The following is a 17,763-nucleotide window of genomic DNA, read 5'->3' as shown; positions in this document are numbered from 1 at the left end:
CGCAGGCGCCGCCGTTACAGCGCGCGCGACCGGCGTTGGCTGGCGATGCGGGCGCAGGTTGCCACGGCCGCTTCCAGGCTGGACGGATCGGCCAGGCCGCGGCCGGCGAGGTCCAGCGCGGTGCCGTGGTCCACGGCCACGCGCGGGTAGGGCAGGCCCAGCGTCAGGTTCACCGCGCGCTCGAAGCCGCTGTACTTCAGCACCGGCAGGCCCTGGTCGTGGTACATGGCCACCACCGCGTCGAAGCCGGTGAGCTTGTTCGGCAGGAAGGCGGTATCGGCCGGCAGCGGCCCGACCAGCGCCAACCCTTCGCCCCGCAGCGCGTCCAGCAGCGGGATGATCGTATCGATCTCTTCGTGGCCGAGGTGGCCGTTTTCGCCCGCGTGCGGATTCAGGCCCAGCACCGCGATCACCGGGGCGGCGATGCCGAAGTCCGAGCGCAGCGCTTCGTGCGTAGTGGTCAGCACGTGGCGCAGCAGGCCGGCGTCGATCGCGTCGGCGACTTCCCGCAAGGGCAGGTGGGTCGTGGCCAGGGCGACACGGACGATGTCGTTGGCCAGCATCATCACCACCTGGCGCCCGGCGTGGCCGGCGAGCAGTTCGGTGGTGCCGGTGTAGGCGATGCCGCCCTCGTTGATCGTGGACTTCTGCACCGGGCCGGTGACCATGCCGGCGAAGTCGCCGCGCAAACAGCCGGCGGCGGCATCGAGCAGCGCGCCGACCACGACCCCGGCGTTGCGCGGATCAGGAGCGCCGAACGCCACCGTGCTGGCATTGGGGAACATGCGCAGCGGCAGGTCGCCCGGCCGGCGTGCCGGCTCGTCCTCGTGCAGCAGGTTCAAGGGCAGGGCCAGCGCGGTGGCGGCGGCCTGCAGCGTGGCCGGATCGGCCAGGGTGACCAGCGTGCAGTCGGTGCGCGGCCGCTGGGCCAGGCGCACGCACAGTTCCGGTCCTACCCCGGCCGGTTCGCCCGGAACCAGCGCGAGCCGGGGTAGCGTCACGTCAGCCGCCGGTGGGCGGCGTTGCCGGCGCAGCAGCAGGGGCGGCGGGCGCGGCCGGCGCGGCCTGTTCGCCGGTGCGCAACACCACGTAGGCTTCGCCGCGCAGTTCCTGCAGGTAGCGGTTGAATTCTTCTTCCAGCTTGCGACGGCCGATGGTCTCGCGGACTTGGGCGCGACGGTTGGTGTCGGTCACGTCGGTCTGCCGCCCGGCCACCCGCTGGATCACGTGCCAGCCGGCATCGGTACGGAACGGCTGGGAAATGCCGCCGTCCGAGAGCGCGGTCACCTGGCTGCCGAAATCCGGGCCGAACGCGTCGGCCGGGAACCAGCCCAGGTCGCCGCCCTGGCCGCGGGTGTTGGTGTCTTCCGACGATTCGCGCGCGACTTCCTGGAAGTCGGCCCCGCCGCCGATGCGCGCGCGCAGCGTGTCGATCCGGGCCTTGGCGGTGGCGTCGTCCTGGCGGTCGTTGACCCGGACCAGGATGTGGCGCACGTGGTACTCGCTGACCGTCTGGGTGGCACCGCCGGCGGCGGCGTCGCGGACATCGACCAGCTGCAGGAGCTGGAAGCCGCTCGGTCCACGCACCGGGCCGAGGACCTGGCCCGGCGACATCTCGCTGATGGTCCGGGAGAACGCGCTCGGGATTTCATCGAGGCTGCGCCAGCCCAGGTCGCCGCCTTCCAGCGCGTTGGGGCTGTCGGAATAGCGGACCGCGGCCGCGTTGAAGGTCAGTTCGCCGCGGTCGATCACGCTCTTGACGCCCTCTACCTTGCGCTGGCCGGTGGCGATCTGCTCGGCCGTCGCGCCTTCGGGCAGGCCGACCAGGATGTGCGCGAGGTGGTACTGGCGCCCGCCGGTGGCCTGCTGGGCGATGGCCGCGTCGACCTCGCTCTCGCTGACGTTGATGCGGCTCTGGGCGAAGCTCTGGCGCAACCGCTGGACCATGATCTCGTCGGCCAGCGAGCGGCGGAATTCGTCGAAGGACAGGCCGTCCTCCGCGATCCGCTGACGCAGGCCGTCGACGGTCACGTTGTTCTGCTGGGCGATGGCCGCCACCGCCTGGTTGAGTTCCTGGTCGCTGATGCGGATGCCGTTGCCCTTGGCGCGCTCGACCTGCAGGCGGGTCAGCACCAGGCGCTCGAGCACCTGGCGTTCCAGCACCGCGCGCGGCGGCAGCTGGTCCTCGCGGCCGGCGTACTGGGCGACGATGTTCCGCATCGCGAGTTCAAGCTCGCTTTGCAGGACGACGTTCTCGTCGACGATCGCGGCAATGCGCTCGATCGGCTGCGTCTGCTGCGCCTGGGCGACGAACGTGAGGGGGCAGAGGGCGGCGACCGCCAGGAGGATTGCGGAAAGACGTCGGCTCATGGACTCACGGAATGATGTTCGGATCGTAGGCGTCGGGATCCGGCGTGGTGTTGCTGGGCGGGACCAGATAGAGGTCGTCGCGGTAATAGCCGAGAATAGCACGGCGCAAAGTCCGCTCCGTGTCCTGGCCCGCTGACCCTAGGCCCTTGAGCACGAATTCGAACTGAATGGAATTGTCCAGCTCGCCCTCGCGGTTGCGCACGTAGCGGCGGGCCAGCGCCCGCACCGCCAGGCAGCAGCTGTCCCACTGCACGCCGGCGACGGCTTCGAGCAGCTTGTCGTCGTCGATCGAGTAATAGTAGCGCCCGACCACGCTCCAGACGGGGTTGATCGGGTACAGGAAATTGAAATCGGCCTGTTCCAGCAGGTCCCGGCGGTAGCGGTAGCCGACATTGACCACGCCATCGCCCGGCCACAGGTAGCGGGCGCGGACGCTGGCCAGGTCCTCACGGCGGAACTTGGGGTCCCACTGGTAAGAGGCACCCAGGTTCCAGCGGTCGTTGATCGCATAGTTGCCGTCGGCCACCCACGCCGACTTGCCTTCCTCCACCGGCAGCTCGCCCGGTGCCACCACGCGGGAATCCTCGAAATAGCGGATCTGGCCGATGCTGGCCGACAGCTTCTCGCGGCCGTCGGCCTGGCGGATCAGGCGCGTGCTCAGGGCCACGGTCAGCTGGTTGGCGTCGGTCTGGCGGTCGGCCCCGGAATAGCGGTTGTCGCGGAAGAGCTGGCCCCAGCTGAAGGTGAAGGGGCGGGTGTCGAACAGCGGCAGCCCGTCCTGCTCGCGGTACGGTGCGTTGAGGTAGAACAGCCGCGGCTCGAGCGTGTGCAGGTAGTCGGTGTCGCCGACGGTGGTGTCGCGGTCGAAATACATGCCGGCATCGAGGGTGGTGATCGGCATGCTGCGGGCCGGCGAGGTATCCCCACCCAAGGTCTGCGCGAGGTCATCATCGAGCTGGTAACTGGTGTAGCGCCAGGCCAGGGTCGGATTGACGTACCAGGCCGGGCCACCGATGCGTGCGGCAATGTACGGCTTGACGTCGAAGCGGCTGCCGCCCGGGCGCTCGCTGTGCTGGAAGTGCACCGCCTCGGCCCAGACGCCGGCGTCGAGCCACTGGCCCAGCGGCCGTTCCCAGTTCACGTAGACGCGTGGCAGGCGGCTGTAGGGCAGGTTGTCGTCGGTGAGGGTGTAATCGGTGAGCTGGAAATGCTCGGCCATCGCGCCGGCGGTCCAGTACGCGCCGACCCCGTAGATGCCAGCCGTGCTCTGCAGGTACGACGCGGAAATGCCGGCCAGGCGGTTGGCGAAATCCTCGACGTAGCGCGTGTCCGACACCCAGCCCAGGTTCGCGCGCGCCTGCCAATGTTCGTCGATGTTGTGGTAGCCGCTGAACAGGAAGCGGCCGCGATCACGGTCACGCAGGTCGTCGTTGGGCATGTAGGCGGCGTTGACCACGCCGCGGCCGCCTTCGTAGAGATAGCGGAATTCGCTGTCCAGCATCAGGCCGCGCTTGCTCATCCAGCGCGGCATCAGGGTCATGTCGTAGTTCGGCGCCAGGTTGAGGTAGATCGGCTGCCGGTAGTCGAAGCCGTTGCGGCTGGACATGCTCACCGCGGGGTAGAGCAGGCCGGTCTGGCGGCGGTCGTCGATCGGGAACTTGAACCACGGTACGTACAGGAACGGGATATTGCCCAGCCGCAGCACTGCGTTGCGGGCCACGCCGAAGCCCTCGTCGCTGTCCACGTCGATCTGCTGGGCGCGCAGCTCCCACAGCTGCTGCGAGGGATCGCATGTGCTGTAGGTCGAGCGCTGCATCCGGCCCAGTGGGCCGGTCAGCCGGATCGAGTCGGCGCCACCGTTGCCGCGCCGGTCCACCAGCTGGTACTGGATGTCGCTGATGGTGTGGATGTCGGTGTTCTGGTTGCCCTCGGCGCGGTCGGCGACGATGCGGATGCCCGAATCCTGGTAGCGGACGTTGCCCCGCGCCATGTAGTCGCCGGTTTCGGTGTCCATCCGGATTTCGTCGGTGCCCAGGAACTGGTCGCCCCGGGTCAGCGCCACGTTGCCCTGGATCTGGGGCGTGGTCCGCGTGCCGCTCTGCTGGTCGCCCTCGATGACGGTGGGTTGCTGGTCACGCGCGGGATCGCCCGGTTGCGCGGACGGGGGAGCTTCGTTGAACGGCGGGATGACATCACCGGCTGGGCATAGCGCCCAGTTCAGCGGCTTGTCGTCGGCGATCGCCGTGCCGGGAAGGCAGACGGCAATGCTCAGCGACAGCGGGAGCAGGCGCAGGGGGGCTCGCACAGGCAGGGGGCTTCCAGGCCGAAAATCGCTGGTAGCTTGCCGGATGGAGGTGCATGCGGGCAATGAAAGCCCGGCCCGGGCCGCAGGCGGGGTTCATCCCCCCGTCGCGGTGGGTGGGGTCAGTCGCGCAGCGCGCCGACGTGGGCGACCGTGCACTCGGCGAGGGCGTCCAGGTTGTAACCGCCCTCGAGCAGGGAGACGACCCGCCCTGCGCCGTGGCGCCGGGCGATCGTGCGCAGCTCGGCGGTGATCCAGGCGAAGTCGTCCGCGTCCAGCATCAGGTCGGCCAGCGGGTCGGCCAGGTGCGCATCGAAGCCGGCCGAGACCAGCACCAGCTGCGGGCGGAACGCGTCCAGCCCGGGCAGCAGGGTGTCCAGCCAGGTGTTGCGGAAGCGGAAGCCGCCGCTGCCAGGCGGCAGCAGCACGTTGTGGACGTTGCCCATCCCGCGCTCGTGCACGCTGCCGGTATGCGGGAACAACCCGGACTGGTGGCTGCTGAAATAGGCCACGGCCGGGTCGCGCTGGAAGATCGCCTGGGTGCCGTTGCCGTGGTGCACGTCGAAATCGACGATCGCGATCCGCTCCAGCCCGTGCCGGTCGCGCGCATGGGCGGCGGCCACGGCGACGTTGTTAAACAGGCAGAAGCCCATCACCGCATCGCCGGTGGCGTGGTGGCCGGGCGGACGGACTGCGCAGAACGCGGTCTCGTCATCCCCGGACATGACCGCATCGACCGCCGCGATGCCGGCGCCGGCTGCGTGCAGCGCCGCGCGTCCGGAGCCAGGACCCACCACGGTATCCGGGTCCAGCCTGCGCAGGCCCGCGGGAACCGGTACCAGCACCTCATCCACGAGGGCGGCGGCGTGCACGCGCAGCAGGTCGCCGCGCCGCGCCGCGGGGGCTTCGAGCCAGGCCAGGTCCGGATAGGCGCGGCGCAGCGCATCGAGCACCGCCCGCAGCCGGGCAGCCCGTTCCGGATGTTCCGGGCCGGTGTCGTGCTCGAGGCAGGCGGGATGGGGGTAAGCGAGCATGCGGGGCACCGTAGCGCGGTGGCGCGAAGGCTGCCATCCGCATTTGGTGGGAAAGGCCGATGGAGCCGGATTGCGCAGGCCGCCGCGCCGTTGGCTGCCGTCCTGCCACCGTGCCACCGGGGCACGGACCCGTCGGGGTCGCCTAGGGCGCGGTGCGGCGTTCGTGACGCCAGATGACCTCGCCCTGGCCGTCCGCGCGGGCCAGCACCCGGCACAGCACGAACAGCAGGTCCGACAGGCGGTTGAGGTAGCGCACGGCTTCACCGCGAACCGGCTCGACCCGGCCCAGGGCCACGGTCTCGCGTTCGGCGCGGCGCACGATGGTGCGTGCCAGGTGGCAGCGCGCGGCCGCTTCGCCGCCGGCCGGCAGGATGAAGTCCTTCAGCGCGGGCAGGTCGGCGTTGTAGCGGTCGAGGTGGCGCTCCAGCGCATCGACGTCGTTGCCGCTGATGGCGGCATGGCCGGGGATGCACAGCTCGCCGCCGAGGTCGAACAGCTGATGCTGGACGGCGGTCAGCAGGTCGCGGATGTCGTCGGCGACGTGCGGGGCGGCCAGGACCACGCCGATGGCCGAATTGGCTTCGTCGACGGTGCCGTAGGCGGTGACCCGCAGCGAATCCTTGCCGGTGCGGCTGCCATCGCCCAGCCCGGTGCTGCCATCGTCACCGGTGCGGGTATAGATCTTCGAGAGGCGGTTGCCCATCCCGGACCTGGCAGTTCAGTGCGCGGTGCGGTCGCGCGCGCCCAGCAGCGGCGCGATGCGTTCGCCGGCGACCTGCAGCCCGGCGGCGATGGCGACGTACACGCCGGCGGTCACCAGGTAAGGGGCCAGCCAGTCGGTGTAGTTCTTCCACCAGCCTGCGAAGGTCGGATCGGTGACCGAATCGCTCAGCCAGTAGAAGCTGCCCTGGGCCAGCAGGTGGCAGGCCAGCACCGACAGCACCAGTGCGGCGGCCAAGCGGCCCAGCGCATCCCAGCTGGCGCCGCTGTAGCGGCGGCGCAGCCAGGCGCCACCGGCCCACATCGCGCCATAGGCTGGCACCAGGAACCAGTAGCCGGCCGACACGCAGTAGTGGTTCCAGAAGTCGATGCCCTGGCCGTTGATCACCCACCAGTCCACACCCACCGCCAGCGCGATCAGCGAAGGAAATGCCCAGCGACCCCAGCCGCGCAGGTGGAAGCCGGCGATGAAGAACACCGCCCAGCTCGCGTCCGGCGGCGAGAAGTGGTCGAACACATGCGCGCGCGAGGCGCCCATGAGCAGGGCCAGGACGAACAGGATGAACAGGCGGGGCGTATTGGCGTTCATGGCGCACGGGTGGCTGGGTTCAAGCCGCATTCTAGCCGAAGCACGACGGTGCCCGCCGCGAAGCGGCAAAGGACCGCCTGCACGGCCGCGTATCATGTCCGCATGATGCGACGAACCCACGATGTGCTCATCGTTGGCGGCGGCCTGGTCGGCGCCAGCCTGGCGATCGCCCTGGAGAGCCTGCCGCTGGACGTGGCCCTGGTCGAGGCGTCTCCGTCCGGCGAGCTCCCGGCGGTATTCGACCAGCGCAACCTCAGCCTGGCGGCGGCTTCGGTCAATGCGCTCGCCGCGCTGGGCGTGATGCGCGAACTGCGTGCGCCGACCGGGCCGATCCGCCGCATCCACGTCAGCCGCGCCGGCGACTTCGGCAGCGTCCGCCTGGAGGCCGGCGACTACGGTCGCGATGCGTTCGGCCAGGTGGTGGTGGCGCGCGATTTCGGCGAAGCGCTCGAGGCGCGGCTGGCGCAGCTGCCGCGGCTGACCCGTTATCGTCCTGCACGCTTCGTAGGCCTCGAAGGCGACGACGGTGGGACGCGCGGAGTGCGCCTGGCCACTGCCGACGGCGACATCCAGCTGCAAGCCCGCCTGCTGGTGGCCGCCGACGGGACGCGCAGCGCGCTGCGTGACGCGCTGGCCATCGCCTCGCGCAGCCACGACTACGGCCAGACCCTGTTCGTGGCGCGGATGCGCGGCGAACGCGTGCCCGATGGCACCGCCTGGGAGCGTTTCACCGACAGCGGGCCGACCGCGTTGCTTCCACGGGGCGATCGGGCGTGGGGCGTGGTCCATGGCGTGCCGGCCGTCCAGGCGGCGGCCGTGTCCGCGCTGGACGACGCCGGCTGGCTGGCGCGGTTGCAACAGGTTTTCGGATGGCGTGCCGGCCGCTTCACCGGCGTCGGCGAGCGCAGCGCGTACCCGATCGCCTCGATGGTGGCCGAAGCCCTGGTCGCGCCGCGCGCGGTGCTGCTGGGCAACGCCGCGCAGACGATCCACCCGGTCGGCGCACAGGGCTTCAATCTCGGCCTGCGCGATGCGCTGACCCTGGCCGAAGGGCTGCGCGCCCATGCCGGCGATCCGGGCGATGCCACGTTGCTGGCGCGCTATGCGCAGCGCCGGCAGGAGGACCGCGAGCGCACGCTGGCGTTCTCCGATGGTCTTGCCCGGATGACCGCCAATCCATCGCCCCTGCTCCGGCCTTTGCGCAGCCTGGGATTGCTGGCTGCCGATCGCAGCGGCTGGCTGCAGTCGTGGCTGGTCGGCGGCGCGATGGGTTTCCGTGGCGACGTGCCGGAGCTGTGCCGGTGACGGGCCACATGAAAAGCCGCGCGCGCCTGGACGTCGCGGTGGCCGGCGGTGGCGTGGTCGGCGCGGCCTGCGCGCTGGCCATGGCCAGCGCCGGACTCGAAGTGGCGCTGGTCGAGCCCCGGCCCGCACCGCGCTGGCGGGCCGATGAACCGGACCTGCGCGTGTACGCGCTGGCACCGGACAACGCCGGCCTGCTGCAGGCACTGGGCGTGTGGCCGCAGGTGCTGGCCGCGCGCGCGCAGCCGTACCGAAGGATGCGGGTCTGGGACGCCGCCGGCGGCGGTGAACTGGATTTCGACGCTGCCGGGATCGCCGCGCGCAGCGAGCTGGGCTGGATTGTCGAGAACGACCTGCTGGTCGATCGTCTGTGGGCGGCACTGGCCGCCGCGGGCGTGCGCCTGCATTGCCCGGCGCGGGTGCAGGCGCTGGAGCAGGATGCCGGCGGGGTGCGACTGAAGCTGGACGACGGAACGCGGCTGGATGCGCGCGTCGCGGTGGCGGCCGACGGCGCGGCCTCGGACCTGCGTCGCCTGGCCGGGCTGGAAGTCGACGCGCACGATTACCGGCAGCGCGGCGTGGTCGCCTTCATCGAGACGGAACGACCGCACGAGGACACCGCCTGGCAGCGCTTCCTGCCCGGCGGTCCATTGGCCTTGCTGCCGTTCGCGCAGGGGCGCAGCTCGATTGTGTGGACCCTGCCCGATGCCGAGGCCGCGCGCGTGCTGGCGCTGGACGAGGACGCGTTCGCGCGGGAACTGACTGACGCCTCGGCCGCACGCCTGGGACAGGCGCGGCCTGTTTCGGCCCGCGCGGCGTTTCCGCTGCGGCGGCAACTGGTGCGGCAACAGGTCGCCGGGCGCGTGCTGGTGCTGGGCGATGCCGCGCACGTGGTCCATCCGCTGGCCGGGCAGGGCGTGAACCTGGGCCTGCGCGACGTGGCCGCATTGCGCGACGAGGTCGAAGCCGCGCGCCTGCACCGCAGTGACTGGACCGCGGCGCACCGCCTTCAGCGCTGGGCGCGTACCCGCCGCAGCGACAACACCGTGTCGGCCTACGCCTTCGAGGGGATCAACCGCCTGTTCTCCAACACCCATCCGGCCGCGACGCTGGCGCGTGGCCCGCTGCTCGGACTGGCCGGAAAGCTGCCGCCGCTGCAACGCGCGTTCTGGCGGCACGCCGCCGGACTCTAGCGTCCGGTTCCACCCGATCCTTGCGGACCCCGAAATCCCACTGCCGGTCCCGATGGCCCGGTCAGAGGATCCAGCCGGCCAGTTCTTCGCGATCCAGCGTGCCATCGCGATCGACGTCGACGTTGTCGAACTCCGATCGCAGGCTGCGGTCGATGCCGGCCTCGCGCCGATCGACCCGGCCATCACCGTCGGCATCTAGCACGCCGAAGTCGAGCCGGTCACCACCGACCAGGCTGCGTGGCTCGAGCGAACGGATGATCGTGCGCTCGCCATGCGCGCCCTCGATCACGACCATGCCGGTCTGGTGCTGCAGGGGCTGGTCTACCGGGGTGGCCACGGGCGGCAGCAGGGGCGAAGTGCTGGCCGGGGGACCTTTTGTTGCGGCCAGCGCGGAAGTGCCGGCGAGCGCGGTCGTGGCCAGCAGGAAGGCGAAGGCGGAGAAGTGTTTCATCGGTCGGTCGGTCGAGGCAGGGAGGCCGGCCGGCAACGCTAGACACCACCGGGTGAAGCGGCGTTGAACCGTCGCGCCGCCCACCCTGCGTGCCTGCCTACAGGACGATGCGCCGGCCGCCGTCCCGGGCCGAGGCGTACACCGCGTCGACCACGCGCATGTCGCGCACGCCTTCCTCGCCCGGGACCAGCGGTGCGGTGCCCTGCAGGATCGCCAGTGCGTCGTCGTCCATCTGTCTGGCCTGCTGGTGCGGCACTGCGTCGGCGAAGACCTTGCCGTCGCTGGTGCGTCCCTTCAGCCCGTCATAGGTCTGGAACGGCGACAGTTCGTACCAGCCGCGTTCGCAGTCGGCGCGAAGGATGTTCATGTCCTGGCCGAAACTGGTCGCGCACTCGGCGACGGTGCCGTCCGGGAACTCCAGGGTGAAGTGCATCGTTTCATCCACGCCTTCGAACAGGGCCGGGCGCCGGATCTCCTGCCGCGCGGTCACCGCGACCGGCTCCTGGCCGGAGGTATAGCGCGCGGCGTTGAGCGAATACACGCCCATGTCGTACATCGCGCCGCCGCCATGCTGCGGAAGCAGGCGCCAGGGTTTGTTCGCAGGGTCGACGTCGTCGTAGGCATTGAAGCCGGCGTCGGCGCGCACCTTGAGGATCTTGCCGTAAGGCTTCTCGCGCGCCATCGCCATGAGCCGCCGGGTGTTGGGCTCATGCTGCAGGCGGTAGCCGATGGTCAGCTGCACCTTGTTGGCCCGGCATGCATCGACCATCGCCTGTGCTTCGGCCGCGTCCATCGCCATCGGCTTCTCGCACCAGACGTGCTTGCCGGCACTGGCTGCGCGCAGGGTCAGCGGCATGTGCAGGTCGTTGGGCGTGGCGATGTAGACGGCCTGGATGTCCGGGTTGTCGGCGATCCGGTCGAAGTCGTCGTAGCTGTAGACATTGCGGTCCGGAATGCCGTGCCTGGCCTGCCAGGCCGGGATCTTCTGCGGCGAGCCGGTGACGATTCCGGCCAGGTGGCAGTGCTGCGCCAGCTGGAGCCCGGGTGCGAGCTGGTGCGTGGCATAGCCGCCCAGGCCCACCAGCGCGACGCCGATGGAGTCCTTGCGCCGCGCCGGGTTCATGGCGTCGCCCGCCGAACGAGCCTGCGATTGCGCCCGCAGCGGCAGCGTGCCGGCCAGTCCTGCACCGGCCATCGCCGCCAGCAGGTGGCGTCGGGTGATTCCAAGCTGCGGCATGTTGCCTCCAGGGTCGCCTGCCGTGAGGTCCGGATCGGACGGTGCGCCTCGGACGATAGGTGGCGACGGCCCGTGGCGCCAGCCCCAAGGTTCGCATGCCCTCCATGTCGTCGCGGAATACGCCTGTCGGCTCTGGCACACTGGCGCGCGCATCGCCATGGAGGACGCCGCCATCACACGCCAACCCCGCAGGTCCCGCCGTCCCTCGCGCATCGCCCTGTGCCTGTTCCTGCTGGCGCCGGGCTTCGCGGCGGCTTCCACGGCGCAGCCCGGGGACAGCGCGCGCGTACAGACGCGCGACCTGGTCGGCGATGGCGTGTTCGGTAGCGGAATCGAAGGGCCAGCGGTCGGCCCGGATGGCGCGCTGTATGCGGTGGGCTTCGGCCGCGACGGCACCATCGGCCGGGTGGTGACGCGCGCCGATGGCCAGGGCGAGGCCGCGCTGTTCGTGCGGCTTCCCGAGGGAAGCACCGGCAACGGCATCCGCTTCGGCGCCGATGGAACGATGTACGTGGCCGACTACACCGGCCACAACGTGCTGGCCATCGACCTGGATACGCGCGGGGTTCGCGTTTTCGCGCACCTGGAGGGTGCGCACCAGCCCAACGATATCGCCTTGGCCCCGGATGGCACGCTCTACGCCAGCGATCCGGACTGGAAGAACAATGCCGGCCAGTTGTGGCGCGTCGGTCGCGACGGCATCGCGCAGCGGCTGGAGACCGGCATGGGCACGACCAACGGCATCGAGGTCAGCCCCGACGGCCGGCATCTGTACGTGAACGAAAGCGTGCAGCGCAATGTCTGGGTGTACGACATCGATGCCAGCGGCGGCCTGTCGGGCAAGCGCCTGCTGATCGCATTCCCCGACCATGGCATGGACGGCATGCGCAGCGATGCCGATGGCAACCTGTATATCGCCCGCTACGGCGCCGGCGTGGTGGCGGTCGTTTCACCGGCGGGGCAGGTGCTGCGCGAAGTGAAGCTGCGCGGTGCCAAGCCGACCAATGTCGCCTTCGGTGGCGCCGACGGTCGCGATGTATACGTGACCCTGCAGGACCGCGGCGCCATCGAGACATTCCGCAGCGAACGGCCGGGACGGGAGTCCGGCCGGTAGCGCACCCTTTCCGTCCAGGCCGCCGTGGTGCCGGTACAAGGGCTGAAGGCCACCCTTCCGGGGGGGCGTCCCAGCCCCTGCGACACCGATCGCCGATACTGGTCTACCGGAGGAGGCACGACCGATGCAGCAACTCGAACTGAAAGAGCCGGCGACGTTCGCCACCGAGTTCCTCCGCCAGACCCAGTTGCAGGGTTTCGGCGCGCTGAGCAAGCGCGACCTTGAGCTTCTGGTCTACGTGCTGCTCGAACGCGACGGCGCGATCGATCGCAACGCCAGCAACCATTCGGCGGCCGCCTTGCTGCGGATCACCCCGGCCAAGCTGCGCGCGCTGCGCAGCGACGGTTACGCGCGCTGGCGTCAGCTCGTCGCCGAACCGTCGGACGCGGCGTTGCGTCGCATCCTCGGCAACGTGCTCACCGAGGCCAACCTGCGCGCCGGCAGCCGCCACGTCAGCGAACGCAGTCGCAAGGATGGGTTCCTGGCCGTGCGCGTGGAGCACCCGGACGACCGGCTGCAGTTCGAGCAGGCCGTCCTCGACGCCGGTGCCTTGCCCGTGTACGAGCGCAACCGCGAAGTGCTGGCAGTGCGTTTCGACACCCTGGTCGCACTGGCCGAGCGCAGCGGCTTCCTGCAGCCGGATACCGAGGTGGTGGTGAAGGAGTTGCGCAAGCTCGCGCCAGGCTCGGAGGAGTTGGCCGACCTGTTGAAGAAGGACGTCACGAAACTGCGCTGGGAGGATGCGCGCGCCGCGCTGAACAGCCTCGGCGCGAAGGCGGTGTCCAGCAGCGCCGAGGGTGGCCTCAAGAGCCTGCTGAAACTGGTCTTCCCGTTCCTGCCTTGAGTGCGCGCAGCCGCTGCGGATGTCCGCAGGGCTGAGAGTCGCGCCCGTTCTCAGCCGCCCGTCGTGGCGAAAACCGTGATCTCTTCGCGGTCGTGGTAGAGCTGCCTGGCGCGCACGGTGACCGGCTTTCCGGCCTGCTCTTCGAACAGGTCCAGGCACAGCCGGGTTTCCTGCCAGCGCTTCTTCATCGGCAGTTTGAGGTTGAACACCGCGTGGCGGCACCAGCCTTCGCGGAACCACTGCGCCATGCGCGCGGCGACCTTGCTGGGCTGTTCGACCATGTCGCAGACCATCCAGTCCAGCGGCCGCGCGGGCTGCCAGTGGAAGCCGTCGGCGCGCAGGTGCTCGACCAGGCCGGTGTCGAGCACGTGCTGGCGCAACGGGCCGTTGTCGACCGAGGTGACCCGCAGGTGCTGGCGGGTCAGCACCCAGGTCCAGCCGCCCGGGGCGGCACCGAGGTCGGCGGCGGTCATGCCGGGGCGCAGCAGGCGCTCGCGCTCGCCCGCGTCGAGCAGGGCGAGGAAGGCTTCTTCAAGTTTCAGCGCCGACCGCGAGGGCGCGTCGGGCAGCAGCTTCAGTCGCGGGATGCCCAGCGGCCACGGCGCGCTGTCGCGCGGGTCGGCCAGCGCCAGCAGCGCGTGGTCGCCGGCGAGGAAGCACACGTGCAGGCGCGGCAGGCGTGGATCTTCCTTCGCCGAAAGCACGCCCGCCTTGCGCAACGCCGGGCGTAGCGCGTTGCCGAAGCTGCGGGCCAGGCCCGACAGTGGCTTGCCCGCATCCGAATCCGGATGCTCGACCCAGAGGTCGCCGGCGCGCAGGCCGGCGGGCAGCGCGGCCAGCAACGGCGTCAGCCGGTCCTTCGGATCCAGCCCGCGCAGCTCGGCGAACAGGCGCAGCTTCTGGCGGGCGAACACCAGGTCGCTGAAGGGCACGTTGCGGGCCAGGGCCTGTGCGTCGGCTTCGTCACCGGTGACGAACAGCACATGCCCGTCGTCGCGACTGGCGCGTGCGTAACCGGCGATACCGGCGAAGGCGGCGCGTTCGCCGAACTCGGCCGCGAGTTCCGGCTCGAAGCCCTGGCGACAGTAGCCGAGCAGTCCGTGCATGGTGGGGGCAGCGGCGCTCAGTAGCGCTCGCCGCCGCCCTCGCCGTAGGCGCGCAGCACCGCACGCGCGTCGCCGCGCAGCAGGTCGCGGGTGACGGCGATGCCGCGGCGCTCGAGCTCGCCGATCCAGTCCGCCGGCAGCGGGCCTTCGTCGAATTCGGTCAGCTCCATCACGTCTTCCGAGCGCGCGCCGATCAGCAGGCGGTCGATGCCGGCCCAGATCGTGGCGCCGTAGCACTGGCAGCATGGCTGTGACGACGTGGCCAGCGTCACCGGCGACAGCACGTCGTTCAGGCGCGGGGTCTGCAGGCGCTGCTGGGCGAGCATGTAGGCCATGTTCTCGGCGTGCGCCAGCGAGGTGGTGTGCGGCATCACCCGGTTCACGCCGGCGGCGATCACCCGGTGGTCCGGGCCGAACACCACTGCGCCGAACGGGCCGCCGCTGCGCGCTTCGACATTGCGCCGCGACAGTTCGATCGCCAGCGCGACCTTGTCCTCGTCGGAGGCGAAGGTCGCGGCCTGGTCGAACGCGTCATGGACCCAGGCGGGCAGGGTGAGGTGGACCTGTGCGTACAGCATGGCGTTCGTACTCAACCCGCCGACCAGGTGTCGCGCAGGGTCACGCTGCGGTTGAATACCGGCTTTTCCGGGGTGTGGTCGCGGCGATCGGCGACGAAATAGCCGGTGCGCTCGAACTGGAACGACTGCTCCGGCGCGGCCTGCGCGGCAGCTGGTTCGATCCAGCCCTGCACGGTCTTTTTCGATTCCGGATTGAGATGGTCGCGGTAGGTCTTGCCTTCGGACTCGTCGTCGGGCTTCTCCACCGAAAACAGGCGGTCGTACAGGCGGATTTCCGCGGCCACCGCGTGCTGCGCGCTGACCCAGTGGATCGTGCCCTTGACCTTGCGGTTGGCGCCTTCCATGCCCGGGCGCGATTCCGGATCCAGCCAGCCGCGCAGTTCAATCACGGTGCCGGCGTCGTCCTTGACCACCTCGTCGATGCGCACGATGCCCGCGCCGCGCAGGCGCGCTTCGCCGCCCGGCACGAGCCGCTTCCAGCCCTTCGGCGGCACTTCGGCGAAGTCCTCGCGCTCGATCCACAGTTCGCGCGAGAACGGCACCCGGCGCTCGCCCTGCGCTTCATCCTTGGGATGGTTCGGGAACGTCAGCGACTCTTCGTGGCCTTCCGCCAGGTTGGCCAGGACCAGCTTCAGCGGCTCGACCACGGCCATGCGCCGCGGCGCGGTCGCGTCGAGGTCGTCGCGCAGGCAGCCTTCCAGCACCGAGAAGTCGATCACCGAATTCTGCTTGCTGATGCCTACCCGGTCGACCAGCAGGCGCAGCGACGCCGGCGTGTAGCCGCGGCGGCGCAGGCCCTGCAGGGTGTACATGCGCGGATCGTCCCAGCCGTCGACCAGACCCTCGCCGACCAGCTGGGTCAGCTTGCGCTTGCTCATCACCGTGTAGTTGATGTTGAGCCGCGAGAATTCGATCTGGCGCGGCTTGCCGGCTTCCTTGGGCAGGCCGTGCTTCTCCAGCGGCGCGAGCAGGTCGGGGTTGCCGGCCAGGTCGACGTTGTCCACGCACCAGTCGTACAGCGGGCGGTGGTCCTCGAACTCCAGCGTGCACAGCGAATGGGTGATCCCCTCGACCGCGTCGCCCAGCGCGTGGGCGAAGTCGTACATCGGGTAGATCGGCCATTCGGCGCCGGTGTTCTGGTGCTCGACGTGCTTGATCCGGTACAGCGCCGGGTCGCGCAGGTTGATGTTGCCGCTGGCCATGTCGATCCTGGCGCGCAGGGTGCGGGCGCCGTCGGCGAATTCGCCGGCGCGCATGCGCGCGAACAGGTCCAGGTTCTCCTCCATGCTGCGCTCGCGGTACGGCGAGTTGCGGCCGGGCTCGGTCAACGAGCCGCGGTAGGCGCGCACTTCCTCGGCCGACAGGTCGCAGACGAAGGCCTTGCCGTCGCGGATGAGCTTCTGCGCGGCCAGGTAATAGACGCCGAAGTAGTCCGAGGCATGGCGCAGGCTGGCCCAGTCGAAGCCCAGCCAGCGCACGTCGTCCTGGATCGCGGCGACGAACTCGGGGTCTTCCTTGGCCGGGTTGGTGTCGTCGAAGCGCAGGTTGCAGCGCCCGCCGAACTCGGCGGCCACGCCGAAGTCCAGGCAGATCGCCTTGGCATGGCCGATGTGCAGGTAGCCGTTGGGCTCGGGCGGGAAGCGGGTGCGGATCGCGGCGTGCTTGCCGCTGGCCAGGTCCTCGCGGACGATCTGGCGGATGAAGTCCCTTTTTTCCGGCGGGGCGTCGGCGGGCGAGGCGTCGATGGGCTTGGGGGCGTCGGACATGGGGCGGGGGCTGCGAAGGCAAACCGCAAGTTTAGCCGAGCCGCCCCGGTGCAGGCGGCTGCGCGCGGTCGACGCGTTCCGCCTGAACGGCTGACGGCGCGTTCGCGGATGCTTGGCCGATGCCGCCGGGGCGGGCGTATGCTCGGGTCGATGGCGGACGCGGTGTCCGCCGGCCCGTGAGGATTCCTCCATGCAGGTCGCCTACCGCGCCCACAACCTGATCGACGCCCACCTGGCCCGGCACGTGCTGGAAGACGTCGGCATCCCGGCCTTCGTCTTCGGCGAGAACCTGCTCGGTGGTGCCGGCGAACTGCCGCTGTTCGGGGTCCTTCGGGTCTGCGTGCCCGACTCGTCGATGCCCGAAGCCAGCGCGGCGCTGCAGGCCGCCGGGCTGGGCGACGACTTGCCCGGCACCGGTTCCGACCCCATTTCACTGGACGACCCCGGCCTCCTGCCGGCGTGACGGAGCGTCCGATGACCCTTGGATCGATGCTTGGCGTAGGCGCCTGGAAGCAGCGCCTGCCGCGCGAGGCGGACCTGCTGCCGGGCCGCGGGCAACCGTTGCCGCTGCACAACGTCCATCGTGTCCACGGCCGCCCGCTGCGTGGCGAATTCCCGGGCATGGAGGTGGTCGAAGTGGGCCTGGGCTGCTTCTGGGGTGCCGAGCGCAAGTTCTGGAACCTGCCGGGCGTGCATACCACCGCGGTGGGTTATGCCGGCGGCGGCACGCCGAATCCGACCTACGAAGAGGTGTGCTCCGGCCAGACCGGGCACACCGAAGCGGTGCGCGTGGTCTACGACCCGGCCCAGCTGGATTTCGCCGCGCTGCTGAAAGCCTTCTGGGAGAGCCACGATCCGACCCAGGGCATGCGCCAGGGCAACGACGTCGGTACCCAGTACCGCTCGGCCCTCTACTGCCACACCCAGGCGCAGTACGACGCGGCCCTGGCCAGCCGCGATGCCTACCAGGAGTCGCTGCAAGCATCGGGCTACCCGCCGATCACCACCGAGATCGCGTATCCGGCGCCGGCGTTCTTCTACGCCGAGGATTACCACCAGCAGTACCTGTCGAAGAACCCGAACGGGTACTGCGGGCTGGGTGGAACCGGCGTGTCCTGCGCGATCTGATCGCTGCAGCGGCGGGGTCGCTGTTTCTT

At 70.2% G+C, this 17,763-nt stretch carries 17 protein-coding genes; 6 read left to right on the top strand and 11 right to left on the bottom strand.

Annotated features, from left to right (window positions below; all coding sequences use genetic code 11):
- Positions 1–14: 14 nt before the first annotated feature.
- The 6 genes from pdxA to CSC65_RS01990 form a co-directional block, all read right to left on the bottom strand.
- Positions 15–1,001, bottom strand: coding sequence for a 4-hydroxythreonine-4-phosphate dehydrogenase PdxA (gene pdxA, locus CSC65_RS02015; protein WP_162408310.1), 987 nt, complete (start codon positions 999–1,001; stop codon positions 15–17).
- 1 nt (position 1,002) lies between these two features.
- Positions 1,003–2,370, bottom strand: a complete 1,368-nt coding sequence (locus tag CSC65_RS02010) for a peptidylprolyl isomerase (RefSeq protein WP_162408309.1) — start codon at positions 2,368–2,370, stop codon at positions 1,003–1,005.
- Between the two features lie 4 nt (positions 2,371–2,374).
- Positions 2,375–4,675, bottom strand: coding sequence for an LPS assembly protein LptD (lptD, locus tag CSC65_RS02005; RefSeq protein WP_202922814.1), 2,301 nt, complete (start codon positions 4,673–4,675; stop codon positions 2,375–2,377).
- Positions 4,676–4,794: 119 nt separating this feature from the next.
- Entirely contained in the window at positions 4,795–5,706 is a 912-nt protein-coding gene (locus CSC65_RS02000) for a histone deacetylase family protein (protein WP_162408308.1), read from the bottom strand.
- Between the two features lie 142 nt (positions 5,707–5,848).
- The gene (locus CSC65_RS01995) at positions 5,849–6,409 is read right to left on the bottom strand and encodes a cob(I)yrinic acid a,c-diamide adenosyltransferase (protein ID WP_162408307.1); all 561 of its coding nucleotides are present in this window, start codon (positions 6,407–6,409) and stop codon (positions 5,849–5,851) included.
- A 15-nt stretch (positions 6,410–6,424) separates the two neighbouring features.
- The gene (locus tag CSC65_RS01990) at positions 6,425–7,015 is read right to left on the bottom strand and encodes a hypothetical protein (RefSeq protein WP_162408306.1); all 591 of its coding nucleotides are present in this window, start codon (positions 7,013–7,015) and stop codon (positions 6,425–6,427) included.
- 105 nt (positions 7,016–7,120) lie between these two features.
- Here CSC65_RS01990 and ubiH point away from each other — a divergent pair, with 105 nt between their 5' ends.
- On the top strand, positions 7,121–8,320 hold the full coding sequence (gene ubiH / locus CSC65_RS01985) for a 2-octaprenyl-6-methoxyphenyl hydroxylase (protein ID WP_162408529.1): 1,200 nt from the start codon (positions 7,121–7,123) through the stop codon (positions 8,318–8,320).
- 8 nt (positions 8,321–8,328) lie between these two features.
- Positions 8,329–9,510 carry a UbiH/UbiF family hydroxylase gene (locus CSC65_RS01980; protein ID WP_162408305.1) on the top strand — a complete coding sequence of 394 codons (1,182 nt, stop codon included), beginning with the start codon at positions 8,329–8,331 and terminating at the stop codon, positions 9,508–9,510.
- A gap of 61 nt (positions 9,511–9,571) precedes the next feature.
- On the opposite strand, the gene CSC65_RS01975 is transcribed toward CSC65_RS01980, so the two are convergent.
- Together CSC65_RS01975 and CSC65_RS01970 are read right to left on the bottom strand one after the other, a co-directional pair.
- Positions 9,572–9,961 carry an EF-hand domain-containing protein gene (locus CSC65_RS01975; RefSeq protein ID WP_162408528.1) on the bottom strand — a complete coding sequence of 130 codons (390 nt, stop codon included), beginning with the start codon at positions 9,959–9,961 and terminating at the stop codon, positions 9,572–9,574.
- Positions 9,962–10,058: 97 nt separating this feature from the next.
- Positions 10,059–11,198, bottom strand: a complete 1,140-nt coding sequence (locus CSC65_RS01970; protein WP_162408304.1) for a Gfo/Idh/MocA family protein — start codon at positions 11,196–11,198, stop codon at positions 10,059–10,061.
- Between the two features lie 157 nt (positions 11,199–11,355).
- On the opposite strand from CSC65_RS01970, the gene CSC65_RS01965 reads away from it, so the two are divergent.
- Together CSC65_RS01965 and CSC65_RS01960 are read left to right on the top strand one after the other, a co-directional pair.
- Positions 11,356–12,312 (top strand): SMP-30/gluconolactonase/LRE family protein, encoded by a 957-nt coding sequence (locus tag CSC65_RS01965; RefSeq protein ID WP_162408303.1) that lies wholly within the window; start codon positions 11,356–11,358, stop codon positions 12,310–12,312.
- Between the two features lie 124 nt (positions 12,313–12,436).
- A complete protein-coding gene (locus CSC65_RS01960) occupies positions 12,437–13,156 on the top strand; it encodes a hypothetical protein (protein ID WP_162408302.1) in 720 nt (239 codons plus the stop codon).
- A 50-nt stretch (positions 13,157–13,206) separates the two neighbouring features.
- Here CSC65_RS01960 and rlmM read toward each other — a convergent pair whose 3' ends face one another.
- From rlmM to CSC65_RS01945, 3 genes are read right to left on the bottom strand one after another with little or no spacing between them, the layout of a single operon-like run.
- A complete protein-coding gene (gene rlmM, locus CSC65_RS01955) occupies positions 13,207–14,262 on the bottom strand; it encodes a 23S rRNA (cytidine(2498)-2'-O)-methyltransferase RlmM (protein WP_162408301.1) in 1,056 nt (351 codons plus the stop codon).
- Between the two features lie 17 nt (positions 14,263–14,279).
- Positions 14,280–14,840 (bottom strand): nucleoside deaminase, encoded by a 561-nt coding sequence (locus CSC65_RS01950; protein WP_162408527.1) that lies wholly within the window; start codon positions 14,838–14,840, stop codon positions 14,280–14,282.
- Between the two features lie 11 nt (positions 14,841–14,851).
- Positions 14,852–16,606: a glutamine--tRNA ligase/YqeY domain fusion protein gene (locus tag CSC65_RS01945; RefSeq protein WP_162408300.1), complete on the bottom strand. Its 1,755-nt coding sequence runs from the start codon at positions 16,604–16,606 to the stop codon at positions 14,852–14,854.
- Between the two features lie 190 nt (positions 16,607–16,796).
- Between CSC65_RS01945 and CSC65_RS01940 the strand changes: the two genes are divergently transcribed.
- Positions 16,797–17,069: a putative signal transducing protein gene (locus tag CSC65_RS01940; protein ID WP_162408299.1), complete on the top strand. Its 273-nt coding sequence runs from the start codon at positions 16,797–16,799 to the stop codon at positions 17,067–17,069.
- A 26-nt stretch (positions 17,070–17,095) separates the two neighbouring features.
- On the top strand, positions 17,096–17,734 hold the full coding sequence (gene msrA, locus CSC65_RS01935) for a peptide-methionine (S)-S-oxide reductase MsrA (RefSeq protein WP_162408526.1): 639 nt from the start codon (positions 17,096–17,098) through the stop codon (positions 17,732–17,734).
- Positions 17,735–17,763: the final 29 nt, after the last annotated feature.

Source organism: Pseudoxanthomonas daejeonensis, assembly GCF_010093205.1.
GTDB lineage: Bacteria > Pseudomonadota > Gammaproteobacteria > Xanthomonadales > Xanthomonadaceae > Pseudoxanthomonas > Pseudoxanthomonas daejeonensis.
This window is presented reverse-complemented; position numbering and strand designations above follow the sequence as displayed.

Bases quoted from the DNA above. Each gene is read 5' to 3' on its own strand.
- CSC65_RS02010 (WP_162408309.1), bottom strand. From the start codon at position 2,370: ATGAGCCGACGTCTTTCCGCAATCCTCCTGGCGGTCGCCGCCCTCTGC.
- CSC65_RS02000 (WP_162408308.1), bottom strand. From the start codon at position 5,706: ATGCTCGCTTACCCCCATCCCGCCTGCCTCGAGCACGACACCGGCCCG.
- CSC65_RS01995 (WP_162408307.1), bottom strand. From the start codon at position 6,409: ATGGGCAACCGCCTCTCGAAGATCTATACCCGCACCGGTGACGATGGC.
- CSC65_RS01990 (WP_162408306.1), bottom strand. From the start codon at position 7,015: ATGAACGCCAATACGCCCCGCCTGTTCATCCTGTTCGTCCTGGCCCTG.
- ubiH (WP_162408529.1), top strand. From the start codon at position 7,121: ATGCGACGAACCCACGATGTGCTCATCGTTGGCGGCGGCCTGGTCGGC.
- CSC65_RS01980 (WP_162408305.1), top strand. From the start codon at position 8,329: ATGAAAAGCCGCGCGCGCCTGGACGTCGCGGTGGCCGGCGGTGGCGTG.
- CSC65_RS01975 (WP_162408528.1), bottom strand. From the start codon at position 9,961: ATGAAACACTTCTCCGCCTTCGCCTTCCTGCTGGCCACGACCGCGCTC.
- CSC65_RS01970 (WP_162408304.1), bottom strand. From the start codon at position 11,198: ATGCCGCAGCTTGGAATCACCCGACGCCACCTGCTGGCGGCGATGGCC.
- CSC65_RS01965 (WP_162408303.1), top strand. From the start codon at position 11,356: ATGGAGGACGCCGCCATCACACGCCAACCCCGCAGGTCCCGCCGTCCC.
- CSC65_RS01960 (WP_162408302.1), top strand. From the start codon at position 12,437: ATGCAGCAACTCGAACTGAAAGAGCCGGCGACGTTCGCCACCGAGTTC.
- rlmM (WP_162408301.1), bottom strand. From the start codon at position 14,262: ATGCACGGACTGCTCGGCTACTGTCGCCAGGGCTTCGAGCCGGAACTC.
- CSC65_RS01950 (WP_162408527.1), bottom strand. From the start codon at position 14,840: ATGCTGTACGCACAGGTCCACCTCACCCTGCCCGCCTGGGTCCATGAC.
- CSC65_RS01945 (WP_162408300.1), bottom strand. From the start codon at position 16,606: ATGTCCGACGCCCCCAAGCCCATCGACGCCTCGCCCGCCGACGCCCCG.
- CSC65_RS01940 (WP_162408299.1), top strand. From the start codon at position 16,797: ATGCAGGTCGCCTACCGCGCCCACAACCTGATCGACGCCCACCTGGCC.
- msrA (WP_162408526.1), top strand. From the start codon at position 17,096: ATGCTTGGCGTAGGCGCCTGGAAGCAGCGCCTGCCGCGCGAGGCGGAC.